Genomic DNA, 17,072 nt, shown 5'->3' on the forward strand with positions numbered 1-17,072 from the left:
ATTATTTCTATAATAATAAAAATACAAAATGGTGTCAAGAGTTTTTAATCCGAAACGCTATTTTCGCTGGTAATTATTGCAGTAGCAGACTTTCTGGTGTGATGTAGTTATGCGTTGTAAGTTTGTATTTCAAAATCGATTACAGTTTGCCCATGTATTTCGATCGCTTCATGCCGGTTTGTCAGATTGAGCCGACTGTGATGAGGATATTCATGATTGAATTTGTAGAGGTGAGGAGCGATTGATGAAAGAGGCCTCGGCTTTGGTGGTCGGGGACTTGTTGGATTAATTGTAGGGATGGGCGAGTGAAAGAACCCCACGGGTAGAACCTGTGGGCTTGAGGGGGGAGGCTTGATTTAGGTTGAAGGTTGCGTGGCGGGTTGGGTTTGGGGTGATGGGGTGGGGAGGATGATTTGTGTGTTGGGGTGGATAGCTTGCCACGCGAAATAGAGGGTGTGGGTGGCAATGACGCCATCGGGGATGTTGATGATGGCGATGGTGTTGGTGGTGGGATTGGCGGAAAGCGTAATGGGGCCAAGGGGCGTGGGGTGAGTGAGCGTATGGTTCGGTGATTGTTGAATGGCTGTGATAGATATGGCCAAAGCTGTTGAATTATCCTTTGTGGTTGATGTTCTGCTGTCAGAGGTGGTGGGCTTATCAGGGATGAGGAGGGCGATGACGGGAGTTTTGGGATGGATGCCAATGGATTGAGCAGAGTTGTCTAATGCTTGATTAGAGACAGGGAACATGATGTGTTTGGATTGAAGATAATCATTATATGGGTTGCGGCTGTAGTTGCGGTGGTGGCCGGTGTCGTTGGTCATGATCTTGGCGTGAGGAAATTGTTTTTGTGCTTGCTGGTAGGTTGTGATGGAGAAGGAACTCAGGTGTGTGAGTGATTGGCCGGCGTGTGGGCCGGAAATAGCTTGAAGTTTGAGTTGTGAATAGAGGGATTTGGTTTGGCGGTCATAAAGCAGGACGTTGGAGTTGTGCAGGAGGCCGGAGATGCCGAATTCAAGTGTTTGGTTTTTGAAGCGGCGGTCGACAACGGAAACAGAATCACATAGTGGACAGAAAAAGACAGCGATGGGTGTGGCATCAATGATATCATTGACGCATTCATGCCAATTGAGAATGTGGATAGGGTATATATGTGTTGTTCTATTGATAGTTACAGTGATGACACGTGTATCTGGGTGGTAAGGCTGAGGTTCGGAGATGGGGGCGAGTTGAGGGCTGGATATAGAAGGGATGCCGTCGACGCCGGGCCCGCCGGAGAGGATTTGGTCGCGTGGAATGGTGAGGTTTGAGAGATCGAAGTGTTCGCTGATACGGTTGTTGTTATCGGTGAGTTGTAGTGCTTCAAGGTCGTCGAGATTAAGTGAAGCGGTTGATTGTGTGCGTTTAGGAGGGGGTTGGAAAAACTGTTGCCAATGTGGCTGTGTATACCATGCAGTAAGTGAAAAGATGATGAGTGTGAAAGTGGCTGCGAGAGCGAGGCGGGATACGCTCCAATATGGAGGAGATTGTTTTCCAGGCGAGATCGACATGACAGGCTCCGTGTGATGTAAAAGACGATTTGATGGCGCATTCATACCCGGAGAGGTGGTCTGGTGAGATAACCAGTAGGGTTTACAGAATATTTCATCTTGGGTTGGAGTACGAGAAAACACTGTCTGGGTGGTATGAGGTTTATGTATAGGGGTTATAGGGTTTGCAAGGCGAAGGGAAGCGGCGGGAGATAGGTGGGGGTGATAATCATGTTGCTATTGTCGGGGTTTGTATTGTTAGCTTGGGCATGAGAAGGATTGGGTGAACTATGCGCTTGTTGATTGACACATTAATTGCAGTAATGCTGGCGATGATTTTGGTGGGGGTGTTGTTCTATCATCGCGGCAAATCTGAAAGCGGCGCGCAGCTGGAGCAGGTGCGTGAAGCTTTGGTGCGTTTGCGTGTTGCGGCTGTGTATCACGGTGGTTTAAAAGAAGCACCGTTGAGTCGAGCTGGTTATGTCATTACGGTGTCGCCAAGTTGGTTTGAAGAAGGGATGCCGCGGAATGAGTTATTGAGTGCAGATCATCCGTGGATTGATGTTGCACCTGAGGGTGATATGAGTGATCAGCCGCCAGACCCGGTATGTGTGAAGAAATCGCAGGCAGGCTTTTGGTATAACCCGAATCGTGGGATTTTTAGGGCACGCGTGCCAGCAGGTGTGACGAGTGAAGTGACGCTTGTGATGTATAACCGTGTGAATGATTGTGCGTTACCTACATTACCTGCATACATAGATGAAGCACGTGGTCCGGTGGCGCTGAAGGCGTTGCCGGAGGCTGAAGCATATGCCTCGATTGACGATGAAGTGGATAGTGTGGCTGCGGATCGTGAAGGACTTCACTGGGAAGATGCTGCGAATGCTTTGAATCATGAGCTAAGTGGAAATGATGTTGAGAACGTTAAGCGTGCGGGGGAGAAACAGGAAGCGGCAGTAGAGAGGCGAACTTTGGCAGATATTCAGGCTGAATGAAAGTCGGTTTGGTGTGGATAGTAGGTTGGTGTGAAGGATGTTAGGGAAAAGGGTCGACCGATAAGGTTTGGGTGTTGAGGCAGTTGGATTGGGCTAAGTCATCATGTCATATGGATGTGGGACGGATTAAGTCGATAACAGATTGGCCCGATGGATTAAGGGGTTTACGCATGTGTCCATGTCGTGCTGGGTTCGGCGTCTAATATTGTTTGGGTTGTTTTATGCAGGCTTTAGGGGCCGGCAGATTTATGATTTGTTGGGAGCGGGATGTGTTTCTCATGGCATTCATTGCCGGAGGTTTCCGCATTGATACGTAAACAGTCAGCCAACGAGAAGCGCGAGTCACGCTTGTCCAAAGCGCGAGACGGAAAAAAGCTTTACAGCACATTGCCGATGAAAGATGCTGAGGCGCGTGAGCTGGTTGCTTTTTTTGTGCAGGAAATGCGGGGGCATATTGAGGCCCTGCAACGGGGTTTAGATCGTTTAGATTTTGAATTGTTAAAGACACATGCGCACCAGTTACGTGGGGCGGGTGGAGGTTATGGTTTTGCGCTTGTGAGCGAGTACGGCGAACGACTTGAGATGTTGATTCGTTGTGATTGTTCTGTGGATGAGATTGTCGGCGCAGCGGAGGCGTTATTAGATGTTTGTCGGCGTGTAAGTCTTGGCGGTGTTACGTTAGAGAGTGAGGCTTGATTGAGTAAGACCCAATCTATTTTATTGATTGATGATTCAAAGCTGATCCATAAATTGGTACGAAAGTACTTAGCGGATTTGGATGTAACATTGCATGTTGCAACGACGGGAATGCAAGGGATTGCAAATATTAACAAGCGTCGGCCAGACTTGATTTTGTTGGATGTCACCATGAAGGGTTTAAGTGGATTTGAGGTTTGCCAGCGATTGAAAGCAGATCCAGCGACGCATGATATTCCGATTATTTTTCTGACACGACTTGATGATGTGGCAGAGAAGGTGAAGGGGTTTGAGTTAGGTGCGATGGATTATGTGACCAAGCCGTTTGAGAAGCTAGAGCTTCGAGCAAGAGTTCGATCTGCGCTGCAGATTCAGAGTTTGCTTGGCATGTTGACGAAAGAGGCCCGCCGCGATGGTCTGACGGGTTTACATAATCGGCGATACTTTGATGATCGCCTTGAACAAGAGATACACCGCGCTCAACGTAATAAGAGTTGTTGTGGTTTGTTGTTGTTGGATGTTGATTATTTTAAGCAAGTGAACGATGAGTTTGGCCATCCGGACGGGGACGATGTCATCAAACGAGTTGGTGTGTTGCTTGGAGAGGTTAGCCGACGGTCGGATGTGGCTTGTCGGTTTGGTGGTGACGAATTTGCATTGATTTTACCTGATGTTGGTGGGCGACAGTCGTTGAAGGCTGCGATGCGGTTGTGGAAGGAAGTGCGTGAGGATGATCTGATTAAGGATCGTTTGGGACGTGGTGTGACGGTGAGTGTCGGTGTGGCGGCGATGCTGCCGGGTGAGCAGATGAAGGTTGAAGACTTGTTGAAACGTGCGGATGAGGCGTTGTACACATCGAAGCGGAACGGGAAAGATCGTGTGACGCTGAGTGCGTTCAATGCTGAACATGATTATGCGGTAGCGGGATAATGGTTGTTTGTAAAAGGTGGGTGAGAAAGAAAAGATTGCAATTGTGGGTGATGAGACGGAATGGGTGGGGATGGGGTATCATGTGGGGTTATGGAAAAGATCAATCAGAAGCGTTTGCAATGTGGTGTGACGGTACTTGGTGAGCAGATGCCGGGTGCGGCTTCTCTGGCGATGAGTATGCTCGTACCGGCGGGTTTGGGGAGTCAGCCTGAAAATAAGCTAGGTGTGGCTCCGATGTTGAGTGAGATGATGTGTCGGGGTGCCGGAGAATTGGATGCACGCGAGTTTTCAGATGCGCTGGATATGCTTGGGGTGGACCGATCAACACAAGTGGATACGCAGCACTTGAAGGTGAGTGCGACGATGATTGGTGAGAAGGTCACCGAAGCGCTGCCACTATTGGTGAGCATGGTGACAAAGCCGCATTTGGATGAGGAGGGGTTGGAGCCAACGCGGCTATTAGGGTTGCAAGCGATTGAAGGATTGAAGGATGAGCCGCAACAGCAGGTGATGTATGAGCTAAGGGAGAAGCATCACCGCAAGCCATTTGGGCGCAGTCCATTGGGCGAGGCAGAAGCGATCAAAGGGATGACGCGTGCGGATGTGTATGATTTTTGGAAAGCGCGCTGCAGGCCAGGCGGTAGTATCTTGGCGCTCAGTGGCTTGTTTGATTGGGAACAGGTATGCGATCAATTGGAAGGATTGTTTGAAGGGTGGAAGGGTGATGCGGAAGCGGTGAAGCCAGGGGAAGAAGGGGCGCGTGGCCAGACGCATTTGGGGGCGGAGACGTCACAGACACATATTGCACTGGCATATGATGCGGTGCCGGAGAATGATGCGCGGTCGATACTGCAGAAGGCGGCGGTGAGTGTGCTGTCGGGCGGGATGAGCGGACGATTGTTCACGGAGGTGCGCGAGAAGCGTGGGCTGTGTTACTCGGTATATGCGAGCTATGGGAGCCAGCGTGATCGTGGGATGATGTTTGCGTATGCCGGTACGACAACGGCGCGTGCGCAGGAAACGCTGGATGTTTTGGTTGCGGAGCTGCGGCGAGTGCACGAAGGGGTGAGTGAAGATGAGTTTAGGCGGGCCATTGTCGGGATGAAATCGCGACTGGTTATGCAGGGTGAGTCGACCAGCGCAAGAGCGAGCGCGATTGCGTCGGAGCAATACATCTGCGGCAGTGCAAAGACATTGGACCAGTGGGCGGCAGAAGTAGATGGCGTGACGCTTGAAGGATTGAACGGATTTTTGAAGGATAATATGCCAGGTGAGATGACACTGGTGACAATCGGTGAAGAGAAGTTGGTGGGGGCGGGGAGTTAAGGTTTGGGGAGATGCTGCAGCAAGTATCTGTTTTTAAGCTGAATGATAAACACCGCAGTAATGGCGGTGTTTTTTTGTGGTGTACGAAGATGTGTGTGAGAAGGGTGATTAACAGGGAGGGGATGTTTTTGCCGCGGCGTTTTTGAGAACCTGAAGATAGTTGCCGCGTTCGTAGGCGCGGGGTTCGTCGATGTTGTTGAAGTTCATGCAGCCACGTATTTCGGAGAGAGAGGAGATGTTGTGGGCTTCAAGCCACAGCGAAAGTTGTTCGAGGAGGGAGGCAAGGTATGTGGGCTGATTGATCATGAGGGTGGAGACGAGCTGGCAGACAGAAGCACCGGCCATGATGGCTTTGATGATGTCGGTGTGAGAGTGGAGTCCACCGGTGGCGGCAAGTGGGGAGCGGGTTTGGGGGGAGAGGATGGCGAGCCAGCGGAGGCGGATGTTGAGTTCATCGGAGGTTGAAGGAGAGAGGCGATAGGAGAGCGTGCGGGTTTCGATGTCGATGTCAGGTTGGAAGAAGCGGTTAAAGAGAACGATGGCGTTCGCGCCAGCTTCATCGAGTGCTTGGACAAACGCAGGGAGTGATGTATAGAAGGGTGTGATCTTCACTGCGAGGGGGATGGAAAGTTTGCGAGAAAGTTCGGAGACGATCTGGATGTCTTCAAACTGGATGTCAGAGGATGTGAGGTCGTGTTCGGTAGTGATGCGATAGATGTTCAGTTCGATGGCGTCGGCACCGGCGTTCTGTGCTTGGGTGGCGTATTTGATCCATCCACCGGGAGTGGAGCCGTTGATAGAAGCGACGACAGGGACGTTGGTGATGTTTTTAATTTGCTCGATGCGCGTGAGGTAATCTTCGGGGTCGGCGGTAAGGGTGGGGCTGAGATAATCGGGGATAGGGGTGTTGGGATTGGTTTTACGCTCATGAGCAATGCGGATGTCTTCTTCGAAGAGCGATCGCATGATGAGCATGGGGGCGCCGGCATCGAGGAGGGCTTGAACAGAATCAAGATTGAAAGTGAGGGGGGAGGCGCCAGGAATAAGTGGGTGAGGAAGGGTAAAGCCGAGGTAATTTGTGGTGAGATTCATGGCCAGCCATTTTAACGGATTGGGGTGGGTGATACATGGGAATTTTAAGGGAGATTAAAGGGTGTGTGATGGACTAGATTGGTACGAATTGTTGGGAAATAAAAAAGCTCGCACATCAAGGAGGGGGATGTGCGAGCTGCTTGGAAATGTCAGCCTAGAAGCTGAAGTTGGGTTTGAAAGATTGTCGTTTTTGTTTAGACGGTGAGGAGCGTGTTTCCTTTTTGGAAGCTGGGTTGGAATGGGTCGAGGTGCGCGATAGAGGGGATGATGAGGTCTGGCTGGTAAGCGTATTGAGTGAGGTCGTTTTTGGTGGTGCTACCTGAGAGAACGAGGACGGTTTTGTATCCGAGCTGTAGTCCGCCGAGGATGTCGGTGGACATGGTGTCGCCGACCATAACGGTTTGGTCTGCGGAGAGCCCGAGTTCTTTGCGCGCGGCTCGCATCATGATGGGGGAGGGTTTGCCGAGCGAGAAGGCTTGGATGCCGGTGGCTTTTTCGAGAAGTGCAACGACGGCACCGCAGCCAGGGCGAGAGCCTGATTGTGTGGGGCAGTTGGGATCGAGATTGGTGGCAATGAGTTTTGCGCCGCTCAGGATCATGTTGGTGGCAGCTTCGAGCATTTCAAAAGTGAACATGCGGGTCTCGCCGACGACGACGTAGTCGGGATTTTTATCGACGATGGCGTAGCCGTTGCGGTGTAAGGCGGTGGTGAGTCCAGCATCGCCGATGACGTAGGCGGTGCCGTTTGGTTTTTGATTTTGCAGGAAGCGCGCGGTAGCCATGGCGCAGGTAAAGATATGTTGTTCGCCGACGTCGATGCCGAAATGTCGGAGTTTGGTCGCAACATCGCGACGGGTACGTTGTGAATTATTGGTGAGGAAGAGGAAAGGGATCTCATGTTCGAGTAGATGATGAATGAATCCGTCAGCGCCGGGGATGAGTTCGGTTCCGCGGTAGATGACGCCGTCCATGTCGAGGAGGTAGCCGTACATTTTTAAACTCCCATGTACGAAGTTGGTTGGATAGCCGACGGTTTGTGCCGGCTTGGATGAACAGGTGGGCAGTTGCTGAATTCGTCAGCGGTTTGCTGCTGGGCTGCTCATGCGGAGGAATCTGATGCAAAGGGCTTGCCAATAGAGCGCACGTATGAGAATTTTTTGTGAGGGTAGGGCTGAAGGCGGCACTGGGACGCATGGACAGGGATCAAAAGTGTGAGAAAAAGGCGGCAGCAAGAAATGGCCAATATTTTTGCTGCGCAGAAGTTCAGCAACAGAAGGATGTTGCTGAAAAGCGATGCAGGGGGACGGGAGCCTACTACAGGGCGGTGTAATGGGACAACTTGATGGCAAAATGCTAGGATAGGGCGATTCTTGGCTCGTGGAAACACGCAGCTGGGACCGGATCAGAGTGGAATCAATCAGTTAAGAAGCTACAGGAGCATCGCCAATGCCCATTGAAATAACCATGCCGCGATTGTCTGACACGATGGAAGAGGGAACGCTTGTGAAATGGCACGTCAGTGTCGGGGACAAGGTAGCTTCGGGGGATCATCTCGCGGATGTGGAAACGGACAAGGCGACGATGGAGTTGTCGGCATTTGATGATGGGGTGGTGGCGAAGTTCGCTATTGAGGAAGGTGGGACAGTGCCGGTGGGATCGCTGATTGCTGTGTTGGCAGAGGATGGTGAGTCCGCGGAGGATGCGATAGCGGCGGCGGGTAGTGGATCAGGTGGCGAAACACCGGCTGGTGATGGTGGTGCGCCGAGTGCAGATAGTACACCTGCCCCCGGAAGTGCGACAGCGGTTGCAACGGCGCCGAAGGCGCAGGGCGGGAAAGTGAAGATCTCGCCATTAGCTCGGAAGCTGGCAGATGAGCATGGGGTGGATATCAATACGATTAGTGGATCTGGTCCAGATGGACGGATTATTAAGAAGGATATTTTAGCAGCAGCGAGCGGTGCTTCCGGAAGTGCAGCTGTGAGTGTTGCGCCTGCGACGAGTGCGCCACCGGCGGCTGTGATTGCGGGTGCAGCCGGTGCATTAGAAGGTAAAACGACGCAGCTTAACGGGATGCGGAAGACGATCGCAAAGCGATTGGTCGAAAGTAAAACGACTGTGCCACACTTCCAGGTGACAGTAGCGGTGGATATGGATCCTGTTTTGGAATTGCGAAAAACACTGAATGGTCAGCTTGAATCGCAGGGTGTGAAGCTGTCGGTGAACGATTTTATTGTGCGTGCGAGTGCGCTGGCACTCGTGCAGCATCCTGTGGCCAATTCGTCATGGGCTGGCGACACAATCGTGCAGCATGGCACGGTGAACATCGGCATTGCGGTTGCGCTCCCGGAAGAAAAAGGCGGCGGGTTGATTGTGCCGACGCTGCGTGATGTGCATATAAAGGGGATGCGTCAGATCAGTAGCGAGACGAAAGCGATCGCGACCAAGGCGCGTGAGGTTGGATTAACGCCAGAAGAAATGAGTGATGGCACATTTACGATTTCAAACCTCGGAATGTATGGGGTGGAGTCGTTTACTGCGATCATTAATCCGCCGCAGGCTGCGATTTTGGCGGTAGGCGGCGCGGCAGCGAAGCCAGTCGTGAAGGATGGCGAGATTGTGATCGGTCATGTGATGAATGCGACCATCTCCGCAGACCATCGTGTGCTAGATGGTGCTGTGGCAGCGGAGTTCATGAGTACGTTTAAGTCGCTGCTTGAGAATCCGGCTGGCTTGCTGGTATAAGCTGCAAGGCAACATGTAAAATAGATGAAAGCCCGTCTGGTTAGACGGGTTTTTTTGTTGGCGGGACGAGGCTTGTAATTTGAATTACAATTGCGGGGCAGGCATGAAGCGTTTGTGCTGCGGCCATAGAACCATCAACAGCGGGTGCTGCCAGATGATGAATACGATGAATCTTGAGGAATTGATTCGTGACATTCCGGACTATCCAAAGGAAGGGGTGTTGTTCAAGGACATCACGCCGCTATTGCGGGATCCGTCGGGTTTGGCGATGGCAGTGGAGCTAATGGCGAGCCCGTTCCGTGGGAAAGGGATTGAGGTGGTGTGTGGAGCTGAGAGCCGCGGGTTCATTTTTGGGACAGCGATCGCCCAGGCGCTGTCTGCGGGTTTCGTGCCGATCCGTAAACCAAATAAATTGCCAAGTGAAACGAAGGCGATCACGTATGATTTGGAGTATGGGACAGATACGTTGGAGATCCATACAGATGCGGTGCAGAAGGGGCAGAAAGTTTTGATGGTGGACGATCTTTTGGCAACAGGGGGAACAATGAAAGCGTGCTGCGATCTAATTGATGATTTGGGTGGTGACATTTTGGGGGTGACCGTGTTGATTGAGTTGGGCTTTTTAAATGGTCGGGAGAAGATCAAGTCGTATGACCATGTGCATGCGGTGTTGAACTACTAATCAGCGCTTAGATATGTTTTGTGGGTAGACTGAGATCGTATCACGACTGAATGAGATGGATCTATGAATCAGAAGGGACAAGCGTCCAAATCTGAGGTTAAATCATTGACGACGTACTGGGAGCGGACGCATTGGCCGTTTCAGGGGTTGTTGTTTTTGCTGCCGCTGATTGTGTTGTATGAGTTGGGCGCATTGCTTTATGTGAGGGAAAACGGGAACACACTGCCAACGCTTAAGGCAGAGTTGCTGCTGTCGAAGTTTTTTAATCTGTTTGGGGTGACGGGTTATTATTTGCCAGGTTTGATTTTGGTGGTGGTGCTGTTTTGCTGGCATTTGGTGCGACGTGATCCGTGGAAGCCGGAGTTTCGGCTGTATGTAATCATGTGGGTGGAGTCGTTAGTGTGGACGTTGCCGTTGTTGGTGTTTGCTGCAATTGTGATGCGGGAACAGCAGGGTGGGAGCGAAGCGGTAGCGGTGTTACAGGCGGCAGAAGCTGCAGGCAATGGTGCTTCTGGGGGTATACCGGATTTGCAAGCGGGGTTGTTGTTGTCGGTGGGAGCGGGAATTTATGAAGAGTTATTGTTTCGACTGATCGGGATTGCGTTATTGCATACGTTACTGGTGGATGTATTGGCACTGCCGCCGTATGTCGGGGCAATGGGTGCGGTACTAGGTTCATCGCTGGCGTTTGCATGGGTACACCCGGATGCGCAGGCGCTTGGAATGTTTGCGTTCTACACAGTGGCAGGGATTTATTTTGCGGCAGTTTATCTGGCTCGCGGGTTTGGGATCGTGGTGGCGACACATGCGTTGTATGATGTGATAGCGGTGAGTTCACCCTTGGTTTACAACATGCTTTCCCCATCTCAGTCATAAAGTGGTTTTGTTTGCGTTTGCCAAACACCAATCAAACAGCATACGCCATTCCTGCTGTTGTATGTGAATGAGATCGAGTGAGTGATCTTCACCAGCTTGATGTGTTGCTTCAACTGCATCGACAAAATCAAATGGGTTATAGTCTGTAAGACGGCTTGATTGCATGGCTGGGTGGTTTGCGGCTTGGCGGAACCAATATTTTGAGTTCCAGAAATCACCTTCGCGTCGGTGCATGATGCCGTGCCAGTACGAACCAGTTGGAGAACTGATGGATTGGCTGATGCGATGTGATCGTTCTAGCTGATCTGCATAAAGCCACAGGCCCGCATGGAGTTCAGGGTGCGATGTGATGTGCGGATCATAGATAGCATCTTGCACAAGTTGTAACAGTTCAGAATCAGTATCGGACGGTTGGCCGACTAGTTGCGTCATGGCGGTATTCAGAGGTGTATGATCAAAAATCGTTTGTAAACAAGGCAGATGATAGGATTGCATCGGTGGCGTCTCCATTTGTTTGTTGGTCGAGTTGAGCCGCACAGCCGCTTTCCCCTATCATGATACAGTGAGAATCGTCACAGGAAACAGGTTTGAATCATGAGCGAACGTAAAGCAACCAACATCACCTGGCATGCCGGCGAAATCAGTCCTGAAACGCGCGCCGCGAATATGGGGCAACGTGGCGCCACTCTCTGGTTCACAGGATTGTCCGGTTCGGGCAAGTCCACCGTTGCGGTCGCGCTTGAGCAGAAGCTAATTGAGCTAGGGCGGCACGCATACCGCTTGGACGGGGATAATGTGCGGCACGGGCTGAATGCGAATCTTGGTTTTAGCGCAGAAGATCGCACCGAAAACATTCGGCGGGTCGGTGAAGTCTCCAAACTATTTACCGATGCGGGGATGATCACGATCACGTCGTTCATCTCGCCATTCCGCACCGGGCGCGAAGCTGTGCGGAAGTTGCACGAAGAGGCAGGGCTGACGTTTATTGAAGTGTTTGTCGATTGTCCATTGGAGGTGGTTCAGCAGCGCGACCCGAAGGGGCTGTATCAGAAGGCGGCCGCCGGTGAGATCAAGAACATGACGGGGGTGGGGCAGGACTTTGAATCGCCGGAGCAGCCCGAGGTGCATCTGAAAACTGATGAGATGTCCGTTGAGCAATCGGTTGAGAAGCTGGTGGCGGTGCTGAAAGAGAAGGGGATTGTAGGGTAGAAAGATGTGAGATGAAGTAACTGCGGCCCGCGTGGATGAGTTTAATCGCGAATCATAGGAAAAGGGCGACCGTTTGGTCGCCCTTGTTTGTTGTATGAAGTTGTCTAAGCGCTGATTAGGCGCGTTTGCGGTGGAGTGTGGCGAGACCTGCGCCGAACGCGAGCAGCATCATGGAAGCGGGCTCTGGGATGGAGGCGGTCACAAAGCCTGCCGCCGCTTCGTGTGCTTCTTCAGAAATACCATCGGTGGCGAAAATGAGGAAGGTCGTGTCGCTATCGTTGAGTCCTGCTTGGCTGAAGGTAAGCGGGAGGATATAAATCCCGGCAGCAACAGCAGTGTCATCGTCCTGCATAAAGAATTGAAGGTGTTTATGAATCCCACCGTCGTTGTTGGTGGTGTCAATTGCATAACCAGCAACATCGTTGGCCGAGCCATTTGCCACAGCAGAAAGTGAAGTGCCGGGGCCGGTGGGCTTGAGCACCGACAGGGTTGTACCTGTGGCCAGTGGATTGAAATTGACATTCCCGTCAGCATCCCAGTAGAAGAGGTTGCTGGTGTTGCCGGCAAGTGTGGCGGCGGTGATGGTGAAGGTGATGTCCGTGTTGGGAAGCGGCGCGCCAAAGCCGACGGGGTATTCATCTGCTTCGACATTGAAGCCGGGATCGGTGGTGAAGAAGGATGCGGGCAATTCTGCTTCAAAAACGCTTGATTGCAGCACGCTGCCGGTGGCTTCGCTGAGGGTGATGAGTTGTCCGTTGGACGAGCCGAAGAGAACATCAGCGTGTCCTTCGGCAGCCTCTGTTTTGCCGCAGCATGTACAAGACAATGCGGTGATCGCTGCTGCTGTAAAAATCGTGTGTGTATTTGGTTTCATGGTTTTTCTCCTCATGATGTGACATCATGAATGTTGAATGTTTGGGTTATTGATGTTGCGCAAACACTGCGCTTCATTGGTTGGCATCCCCCGCCGATTATTGACAGCCTTACCTTGCAACCATGGGGTCGAAGCTGTTGGCTGCGGGCGACTCGTACACTTCTTCAAAGGCGGTGGTTTCTGCGTGCCCGTCGAGGAAACTCCAGTTGCTGATGGATTGAAAGTTTTCAGGTGGTCCGCCGTGCGCAGCGATTTCGCATTGGTCCGATGCGTTGGCTGGTGCAAGATGCGCCAGCGCGACATTGGGGGCCCAATTGCCAGCGTGGACATGGTCCGAACCGGCGAAATTGCCTTCAAAAGCCATCACGAGAAAATGAACGGTGCCTGTATGATTCTTGACGTTGTCGAGGGTGTAGTGCCCATTGGTATGCCCGATGCCCCAAGGCCCCCACGGCACGAGTTCGGAATCGAGAAAATCGTTGATGCCATAGGAAGTGACGCGCCGTTGGTTGGCGGGCGAGCCGGGGATGGGATCGCCTTCAGGGAAGGGTCCCCAGTGGGGGGATTCATCTACGGGGCTGCGGACGATCAACTCGACTTGATAGTGCTTGGCAAGCGTTTCGAACCAAGGTTCGTGTGAGCCGTGTGCACTGCCGTGGGCGAGATTGGCTTGAACAAGTTCGCCGTCATTGTCGACCATATATGCATAGTGGGCGACTTCGAGTTGGCGGATATTAGAGAGGCACTGCATGGTGCGAGCGGCACCGCGCGCTTTGGAGAGCGCGGGCAGGAGGATGCCAATAAGCAAGGCAATGATGCTGATGACCACAAGCAGCTCGATGAGTGTAAATGCGCTGGGCCTGTTCATAAGAAAGCTCCATGAAGCGCTGGTGCATCGGTAAGCGTGAACCTATCGCAGAGCGAGTTGGTCCAAAAGCTCGCGCGGATGGCCAGCGCGGATCATTGATATTTGAAATGGATACGAGCGTTCATTGAGCGCGCACTGAAACAAAAAAGCGTGCGCGCCGCAACGTCAAGAAAACGTGAAGAAGTGTTTTAAGAAAAAAGAGGGGGGCCGCGCGCGAGGTTAGCATTGCGGTTGGACCGTGGCGCGATCGTGCTGGGTGGCATGAACGCACGGGTCATGTGGTTGGAATGTGCGAGTTGGGACGACTTAGTCAGCAGGAGGTTCTTGTTGACCGAGGTGATGGTCAGGCAGAGGACACAGGTTTTAAAAAGCTGCTCGTTGGTGCCACTGAGATCGGAGCAGATTTCAGCGTTGTGATGGGTCGTGTGATCAAGGTTATGACTATGATCTACAACAACGAGAGGCGTGGTCGCTTTAGGCGTGACGTGTTTTTGCACCAAGTGGACAAAATGTGCGGCCCCAGCGAACTGGAACAGCATGAGTCCAAGCATAAGCCACGATATGGTGCGTGCATGACGGGTCACGAGCTGTTAATGATAATTGATTCTTGAATGAGATCAAGCCCGTGCGTGACTTTTCTAACATTGGTGTGTTAGGAGCGATTAAAGCCGGGTGACGCCCTCAAGAGGGGGGTAGATGGCGAAATTGACGAGCAGGCCGAGGGGATGGGATGGGGTGTTGTCGACGTAGGTTTGGAGCTGTGTGCGGATGGCAGCAGGGTCGGCACCTTTGGAAAACAGGGCAACAGCAACCTGGTTGTCCACGAGATAGATCATGCCGCTGGGGATATTGGTGACGGAGACATCAAAGCCCTTTTCACGAAGGACGGACTGAAGCACTCCGTCATACATAGCAACTGGAAGCCCGTCGCCGGCGGAATAGACAAGCGTACAGATCGTTTCGGTGATCGTTTTTTCGGTTTGCTCTTTGGTCATGTGATTTCTCACAACCACTGAAAGGTTGAATGGTATGGCCTTGAGACCGCTGCGGGGAACGTCTTCATTATGCGGATTTTGGTGGGCGTGTACAAAAAGTTGAGGAGACGGAGCAGCGACATGATGGGGCAGGATGTGGGGAGGATTGTCGGAGGAGACAGGGCTTGCTGAACGGAGGGTAATGTGGGACGATCCGTCTATGGATGCATTTCAAATTCAAGGCGGAAAACGGCTCAGCGGTTCGGTGCGGATTCATGGTTCAAAGAACGCAGCGTTACCGCTCATGGCGGCAGGTTTGCTGACCGATGAGCCGGTGGTGTTGCGAGACGTGCCGAATCTTTCTGACATCCGAAACATGCTGAAGCTGCTTGGAACCCTTGGCACAAGCATCAATGCCGAGCCGTCTTTGGGCAAAGAAATGACCCACGAAGAAGGGTCGACGTTGAACCTGCATACGACGGATCGTGATCAGTCGGTGGCGCATTATGACATCGTGCGGACGATGCGTGCGGGGATTTGTGTGCTTGGGCCGCTATTGGGTCGGCGGGGGGTCGCGAAGGTTTCTATGCCGGGTGGGTGTGCGATCGGCGATCGGCCGGTGAACTTGCATCTGCGTGGACTTGAAGCGCTGGGTGCAAAAATCACGTTGGATGAAGGCTATATCACGGCAGAAGCCCCGGGCGGACCTGGAACAAGGTTGCAGGGGGCGCACCTGTTTTTGGGTGGGCCGAACGGATCGACGGTTTTGGGGACAGCGAATGTTATGAGTGCTGCGACGTTGGCCGAAGGCGTCACCGTGATTGAGAGCGCTGCCTGTGAGCCTGAGATTGAAGACCTCGCCGCAATGCTGAACGCGATGGGTGCGAAAGTCAGCGGAGCAGGCTCGCCGGTGATTACAGTGGAGGGTGTGGAGAAGTTAGGCGCGGTGGATCATATGGTCATGCCGGACCGGATTGAGGCGGGGACGTATGTCATCGCAGCGGCGATTACCAACGGTGACGTCACGCTGAGTAACTTCCCAACGCGGACATTGACCGCAGCGATCGATCGGTTCCGCGCGGTAGGTGTTGAGCTCACAACAATACCTCAGGCGGGTGATGTAGCAGAGGCTGCTGGGGAAATATCAGACGGTGGCGTGGTGACGTTACAAAAGAAAACGCGCGCAGCTGGAGCGCTGCCGGGATTAAGAGACACGGTACGTGTGACAGCGGCAAGGCGGTTAAGTCCTGTGCAAGTGGTGACGCAGCCGCACCCGGGTTTTCCGACGGACTTGCAGGCGCAGTTGATGGCACTTTTATGTCTGGCTGAGGGGAACTCGGTGGTAACAGAGAAGATTTTTCCAGACCGGTTTTTGCACGTGCCGGAGTTGTCACGCATGGGCGCAAACTGTACTCGGATCGGCGCGTCGGTGATGATCTCAGGTGAGCGCGAATTGGTCGGTGCACCGGTGATGGCGTCAGATTTGCGCGCGTCGGCGGGATTGGTGTTGGCCGCACTTGCTGCGCGTGGTATGACGATGATTAACCGCGTCTATCACTTGGATAGAGGGTATCAACGGATGGAGTTAACGTTGCAAGCGCTGGGCGCGGACATTCAGAGGATCGAAGGTGGATCAGTCTGACCTCAACGCAGTTTTGTTAGATGATGTGAGATTAATGATTGGGAATGGCTTCTTTTTTCATTTCGGCGTTGTCGCGTTGTAGAGGATAGCTGGTCGTTTTATCTTTGATGACGTGGACAGTGATGCGATAGGTTTTGGCAGGTTTTTCATCGGCTTCCCATGGGCGATGGTAGATGAAACGGACGTTGGTGATGCCGGTTTTTTGAGCGAGAAAAGTCCAAGTCGATGTGCCGCCGGAGCCAACGAGTTCACCATTGGGCTTGGTTTCTTTGGTGGGTGTATAGACCGGCTCGCCGAGGGGATTGAGGACCGCGGGCTGGTCCTGACCAAGGGTCCAGAGGTAGCCGGTGGTGGGGTTGGCTTTAAGAGAGACATAAAGACGCTGGCCGATGTTAATGTAAACAAGCGCGCCATTATCTTTTTCAGTAACGCGATAACTACCATTACGACCATCTTCAACTTTAGTGGGATTGGCCGTAGGGTAGTAAGGCCCTTGGCAAGCTTGTGTGAACAGAACAATTGTGATGCAGGTAAATATGGTCGTGGTTTTTAGGACGCGTGACCAAGTGGCGTGATACATCTTGATTCTCCCAGCCATAAATCAATCCCCCAAGAAGTAATTGAAGCATTTTGAACT

18 protein-coding genes are annotated in these 17,072 nt (G+C 52.5%); 9 read left to right on the forward strand and 9 right to left on the reverse strand.

Annotated features, from left to right (window positions below; genetic code table 11):
* Positions 1-356 precede the first annotated feature (356 nt).
* Positions 357-1,550 carry a DUF3179 domain-containing (seleno)protein gene (locus tag ACQ6WK_RS17050; RefSeq protein WP_432798596.1) on the reverse strand — a complete coding sequence of 398 codons (1,194 nt, stop codon included), beginning with the start codon at positions 1,548-1,550 and terminating at the stop codon, positions 357-359.
* Positions 1,551-1,819: 269 nt separating this feature from the next.
* Between ACQ6WK_RS17050 and ACQ6WK_RS17055 the strand changes: the two genes are divergently transcribed.
* The 4 genes from ACQ6WK_RS17055 (at position 1,820) to ACQ6WK_RS17070 (ending at position 5,476) form a co-directional block, all read left to right on the forward strand.
* A complete protein-coding gene (locus ACQ6WK_RS17055; RefSeq protein ID WP_432798597.1) occupies positions 1,820-2,524 on the forward strand; it encodes a hypothetical protein in 705 nt (234 codons plus the stop codon).
* A gap of 306 nt (positions 2,525-2,830) precedes the next feature.
* Complete coding sequence (locus ACQ6WK_RS17060; protein ID WP_432798598.1) at positions 2,831-3,220, forward strand: Hpt domain-containing protein; 390 nt, start codon at positions 2,831-2,833, stop codon at positions 3,218-3,220.
* Complete coding sequence (locus tag ACQ6WK_RS17065) at positions 3,221-4,150, forward strand: diguanylate cyclase (protein WP_432798599.1); 930 nt, start codon at positions 3,221-3,223, stop codon at positions 4,148-4,150.
* A gap of 90 nt (positions 4,151-4,240) precedes the next feature.
* Positions 4,241-5,476, forward strand: a complete 1,236-nt coding sequence (locus tag ACQ6WK_RS17070; RefSeq protein WP_432798600.1) for a M16 family metallopeptidase — start codon at positions 4,241-4,243, stop codon at positions 5,474-5,476.
* Between the two features lie 108 nt (positions 5,477-5,584).
* Here ACQ6WK_RS17070 and ACQ6WK_RS17075 read toward each other — a convergent pair whose 3' ends face one another.
* Both ACQ6WK_RS17075 and ACQ6WK_RS17080 read right to left on the reverse strand, forming a co-directional pair.
* Positions 5,585-6,568 (reverse strand): dihydroorotate dehydrogenase-like protein, encoded by a 984-nt coding sequence (locus ACQ6WK_RS17075; RefSeq protein WP_432798601.1) that lies wholly within the window; start codon positions 6,566-6,568, stop codon positions 5,585-5,587.
* A gap of 194 nt (positions 6,569-6,762) precedes the next feature.
* Positions 6,763-7,560 (reverse strand): HAD-IIA family hydrolase, encoded by a 798-nt coding sequence (locus ACQ6WK_RS17080; protein WP_432798602.1) that lies wholly within the window; start codon positions 7,558-7,560, stop codon positions 6,763-6,765.
* A gap of 454 nt (positions 7,561-8,014) precedes the next feature.
* Between ACQ6WK_RS17080 and ACQ6WK_RS17085 the strand changes: the two genes are divergently transcribed.
* The 3 genes from ACQ6WK_RS17085 to ACQ6WK_RS17095 all read left to right on the forward strand — a co-directional run bounded on the left by ACQ6WK_RS17085 (position 8,015) and on the right by ACQ6WK_RS17095 (position 10,868).
* Entirely contained in the window at positions 8,015-9,310 is a 1,296-nt protein-coding gene (locus tag ACQ6WK_RS17085) for a pyruvate dehydrogenase complex dihydrolipoamide acetyltransferase (RefSeq protein ID WP_432798603.1), read from the forward strand.
* Positions 9,311-9,464: 154 nt separating this feature from the next.
* Positions 9,465-9,992 carry an adenine phosphoribosyltransferase gene (locus ACQ6WK_RS17090; RefSeq protein ID WP_432798604.1) on the forward strand — a complete coding sequence of 176 codons (528 nt, stop codon included), beginning with the start codon at positions 9,465-9,467 and terminating at the stop codon, positions 9,990-9,992.
* Between the two features lie 63 nt (positions 9,993-10,055).
* Entirely contained in the window at positions 10,056-10,868 is an 813-nt protein-coding gene (locus ACQ6WK_RS17095) for a lysostaphin resistance A-like protein (RefSeq protein WP_432798605.1), read from the forward strand.
* Here the strand turns inward: ACQ6WK_RS17095 and ACQ6WK_RS17100 are convergent.
* Positions 10,863-11,300 carry a hypothetical protein gene (locus ACQ6WK_RS17100; protein WP_432798606.1) on the reverse strand — a complete coding sequence of 146 codons (438 nt, stop codon included), beginning with the start codon at positions 11,298-11,300 and terminating at the stop codon, positions 10,863-10,865. The two genes, ACQ6WK_RS17095 and ACQ6WK_RS17100, sit on opposite strands and share 6 nt — an antisense overlap.
* A gap of 162 nt (positions 11,301-11,462) precedes the next feature.
* Here ACQ6WK_RS17100 and cysC point away from each other — a divergent pair, with 162 nt between their 5' ends.
* Positions 11,463-12,077, forward strand: coding sequence for an adenylyl-sulfate kinase (gene cysC / locus ACQ6WK_RS17105; RefSeq protein ID WP_432798607.1), 615 nt, complete (start codon positions 11,463-11,465; stop codon positions 12,075-12,077).
* Positions 12,078-12,192: 115 nt separating this feature from the next.
* On the opposite strand, the gene ACQ6WK_RS17110 is transcribed toward cysC, so the two are convergent.
* The 4 genes from ACQ6WK_RS17110 to ACQ6WK_RS17125 all read right to left on the reverse strand — a co-directional run bounded on the left by ACQ6WK_RS17110 (position 12,193) and on the right by ACQ6WK_RS17125 (position 14,814).
* Positions 12,193-12,951, reverse strand: a complete 759-nt coding sequence (locus ACQ6WK_RS17110) for a PEP-CTERM sorting domain-containing protein (RefSeq protein WP_432798608.1) — start codon at positions 12,949-12,951, stop codon at positions 12,193-12,195.
* 109 nt (positions 12,952-13,060) lie between these two features.
* A complete protein-coding gene (locus ACQ6WK_RS17115; RefSeq protein ID WP_432798609.1) occupies positions 13,061-13,819 on the reverse strand; it encodes a prepilin-type N-terminal cleavage/methylation domain-containing protein in 759 nt (252 codons plus the stop codon).
* Positions 13,820-14,007: 188 nt separating this feature from the next.
* Positions 14,008-14,358 (reverse strand): hypothetical protein, encoded by a 351-nt coding sequence (locus ACQ6WK_RS17120; RefSeq protein WP_432798610.1) that lies wholly within the window; start codon positions 14,356-14,358, stop codon positions 14,008-14,010.
* 123 nt (positions 14,359-14,481) lie between these two features.
* A complete protein-coding gene (locus ACQ6WK_RS17125; protein WP_432798611.1) occupies positions 14,482-14,814 on the reverse strand; it encodes a hypothetical protein in 333 nt (110 codons plus the stop codon).
* 199 nt (positions 14,815-15,013) lie between these two features.
* On the opposite strand from ACQ6WK_RS17125, the gene murA reads away from it, so the two are divergent.
* Positions 15,014-16,435 (forward strand): UDP-N-acetylglucosamine 1-carboxyvinyltransferase, encoded by a 1,422-nt coding sequence (murA, locus tag ACQ6WK_RS17130; protein ID WP_432798612.1) that lies wholly within the window; start codon positions 15,014-15,016, stop codon positions 16,433-16,435.
* 31 nt (positions 16,436-16,466) lie between these two features.
* Here the strand turns inward: murA and ACQ6WK_RS17135 are convergent, their stop codons facing one another.
* Positions 16,467-17,015 carry a protease inhibitor I42 family protein gene (locus tag ACQ6WK_RS17135; protein ID WP_432798613.1) on the reverse strand — a complete coding sequence of 183 codons (549 nt, stop codon included), beginning with the start codon at positions 17,013-17,015 and terminating at the stop codon, positions 16,467-16,469.
* Positions 17,016-17,072 lie beyond the last annotated feature (57 nt).

The organism is Poriferisphaera sp. WC338 (genome assembly GCF_050931845.1).
Classification (GTDB): Bacteria; Planctomycetota; Phycisphaerae; order Phycisphaerales; family Phycisphaeraceae; genus Poriferisphaera.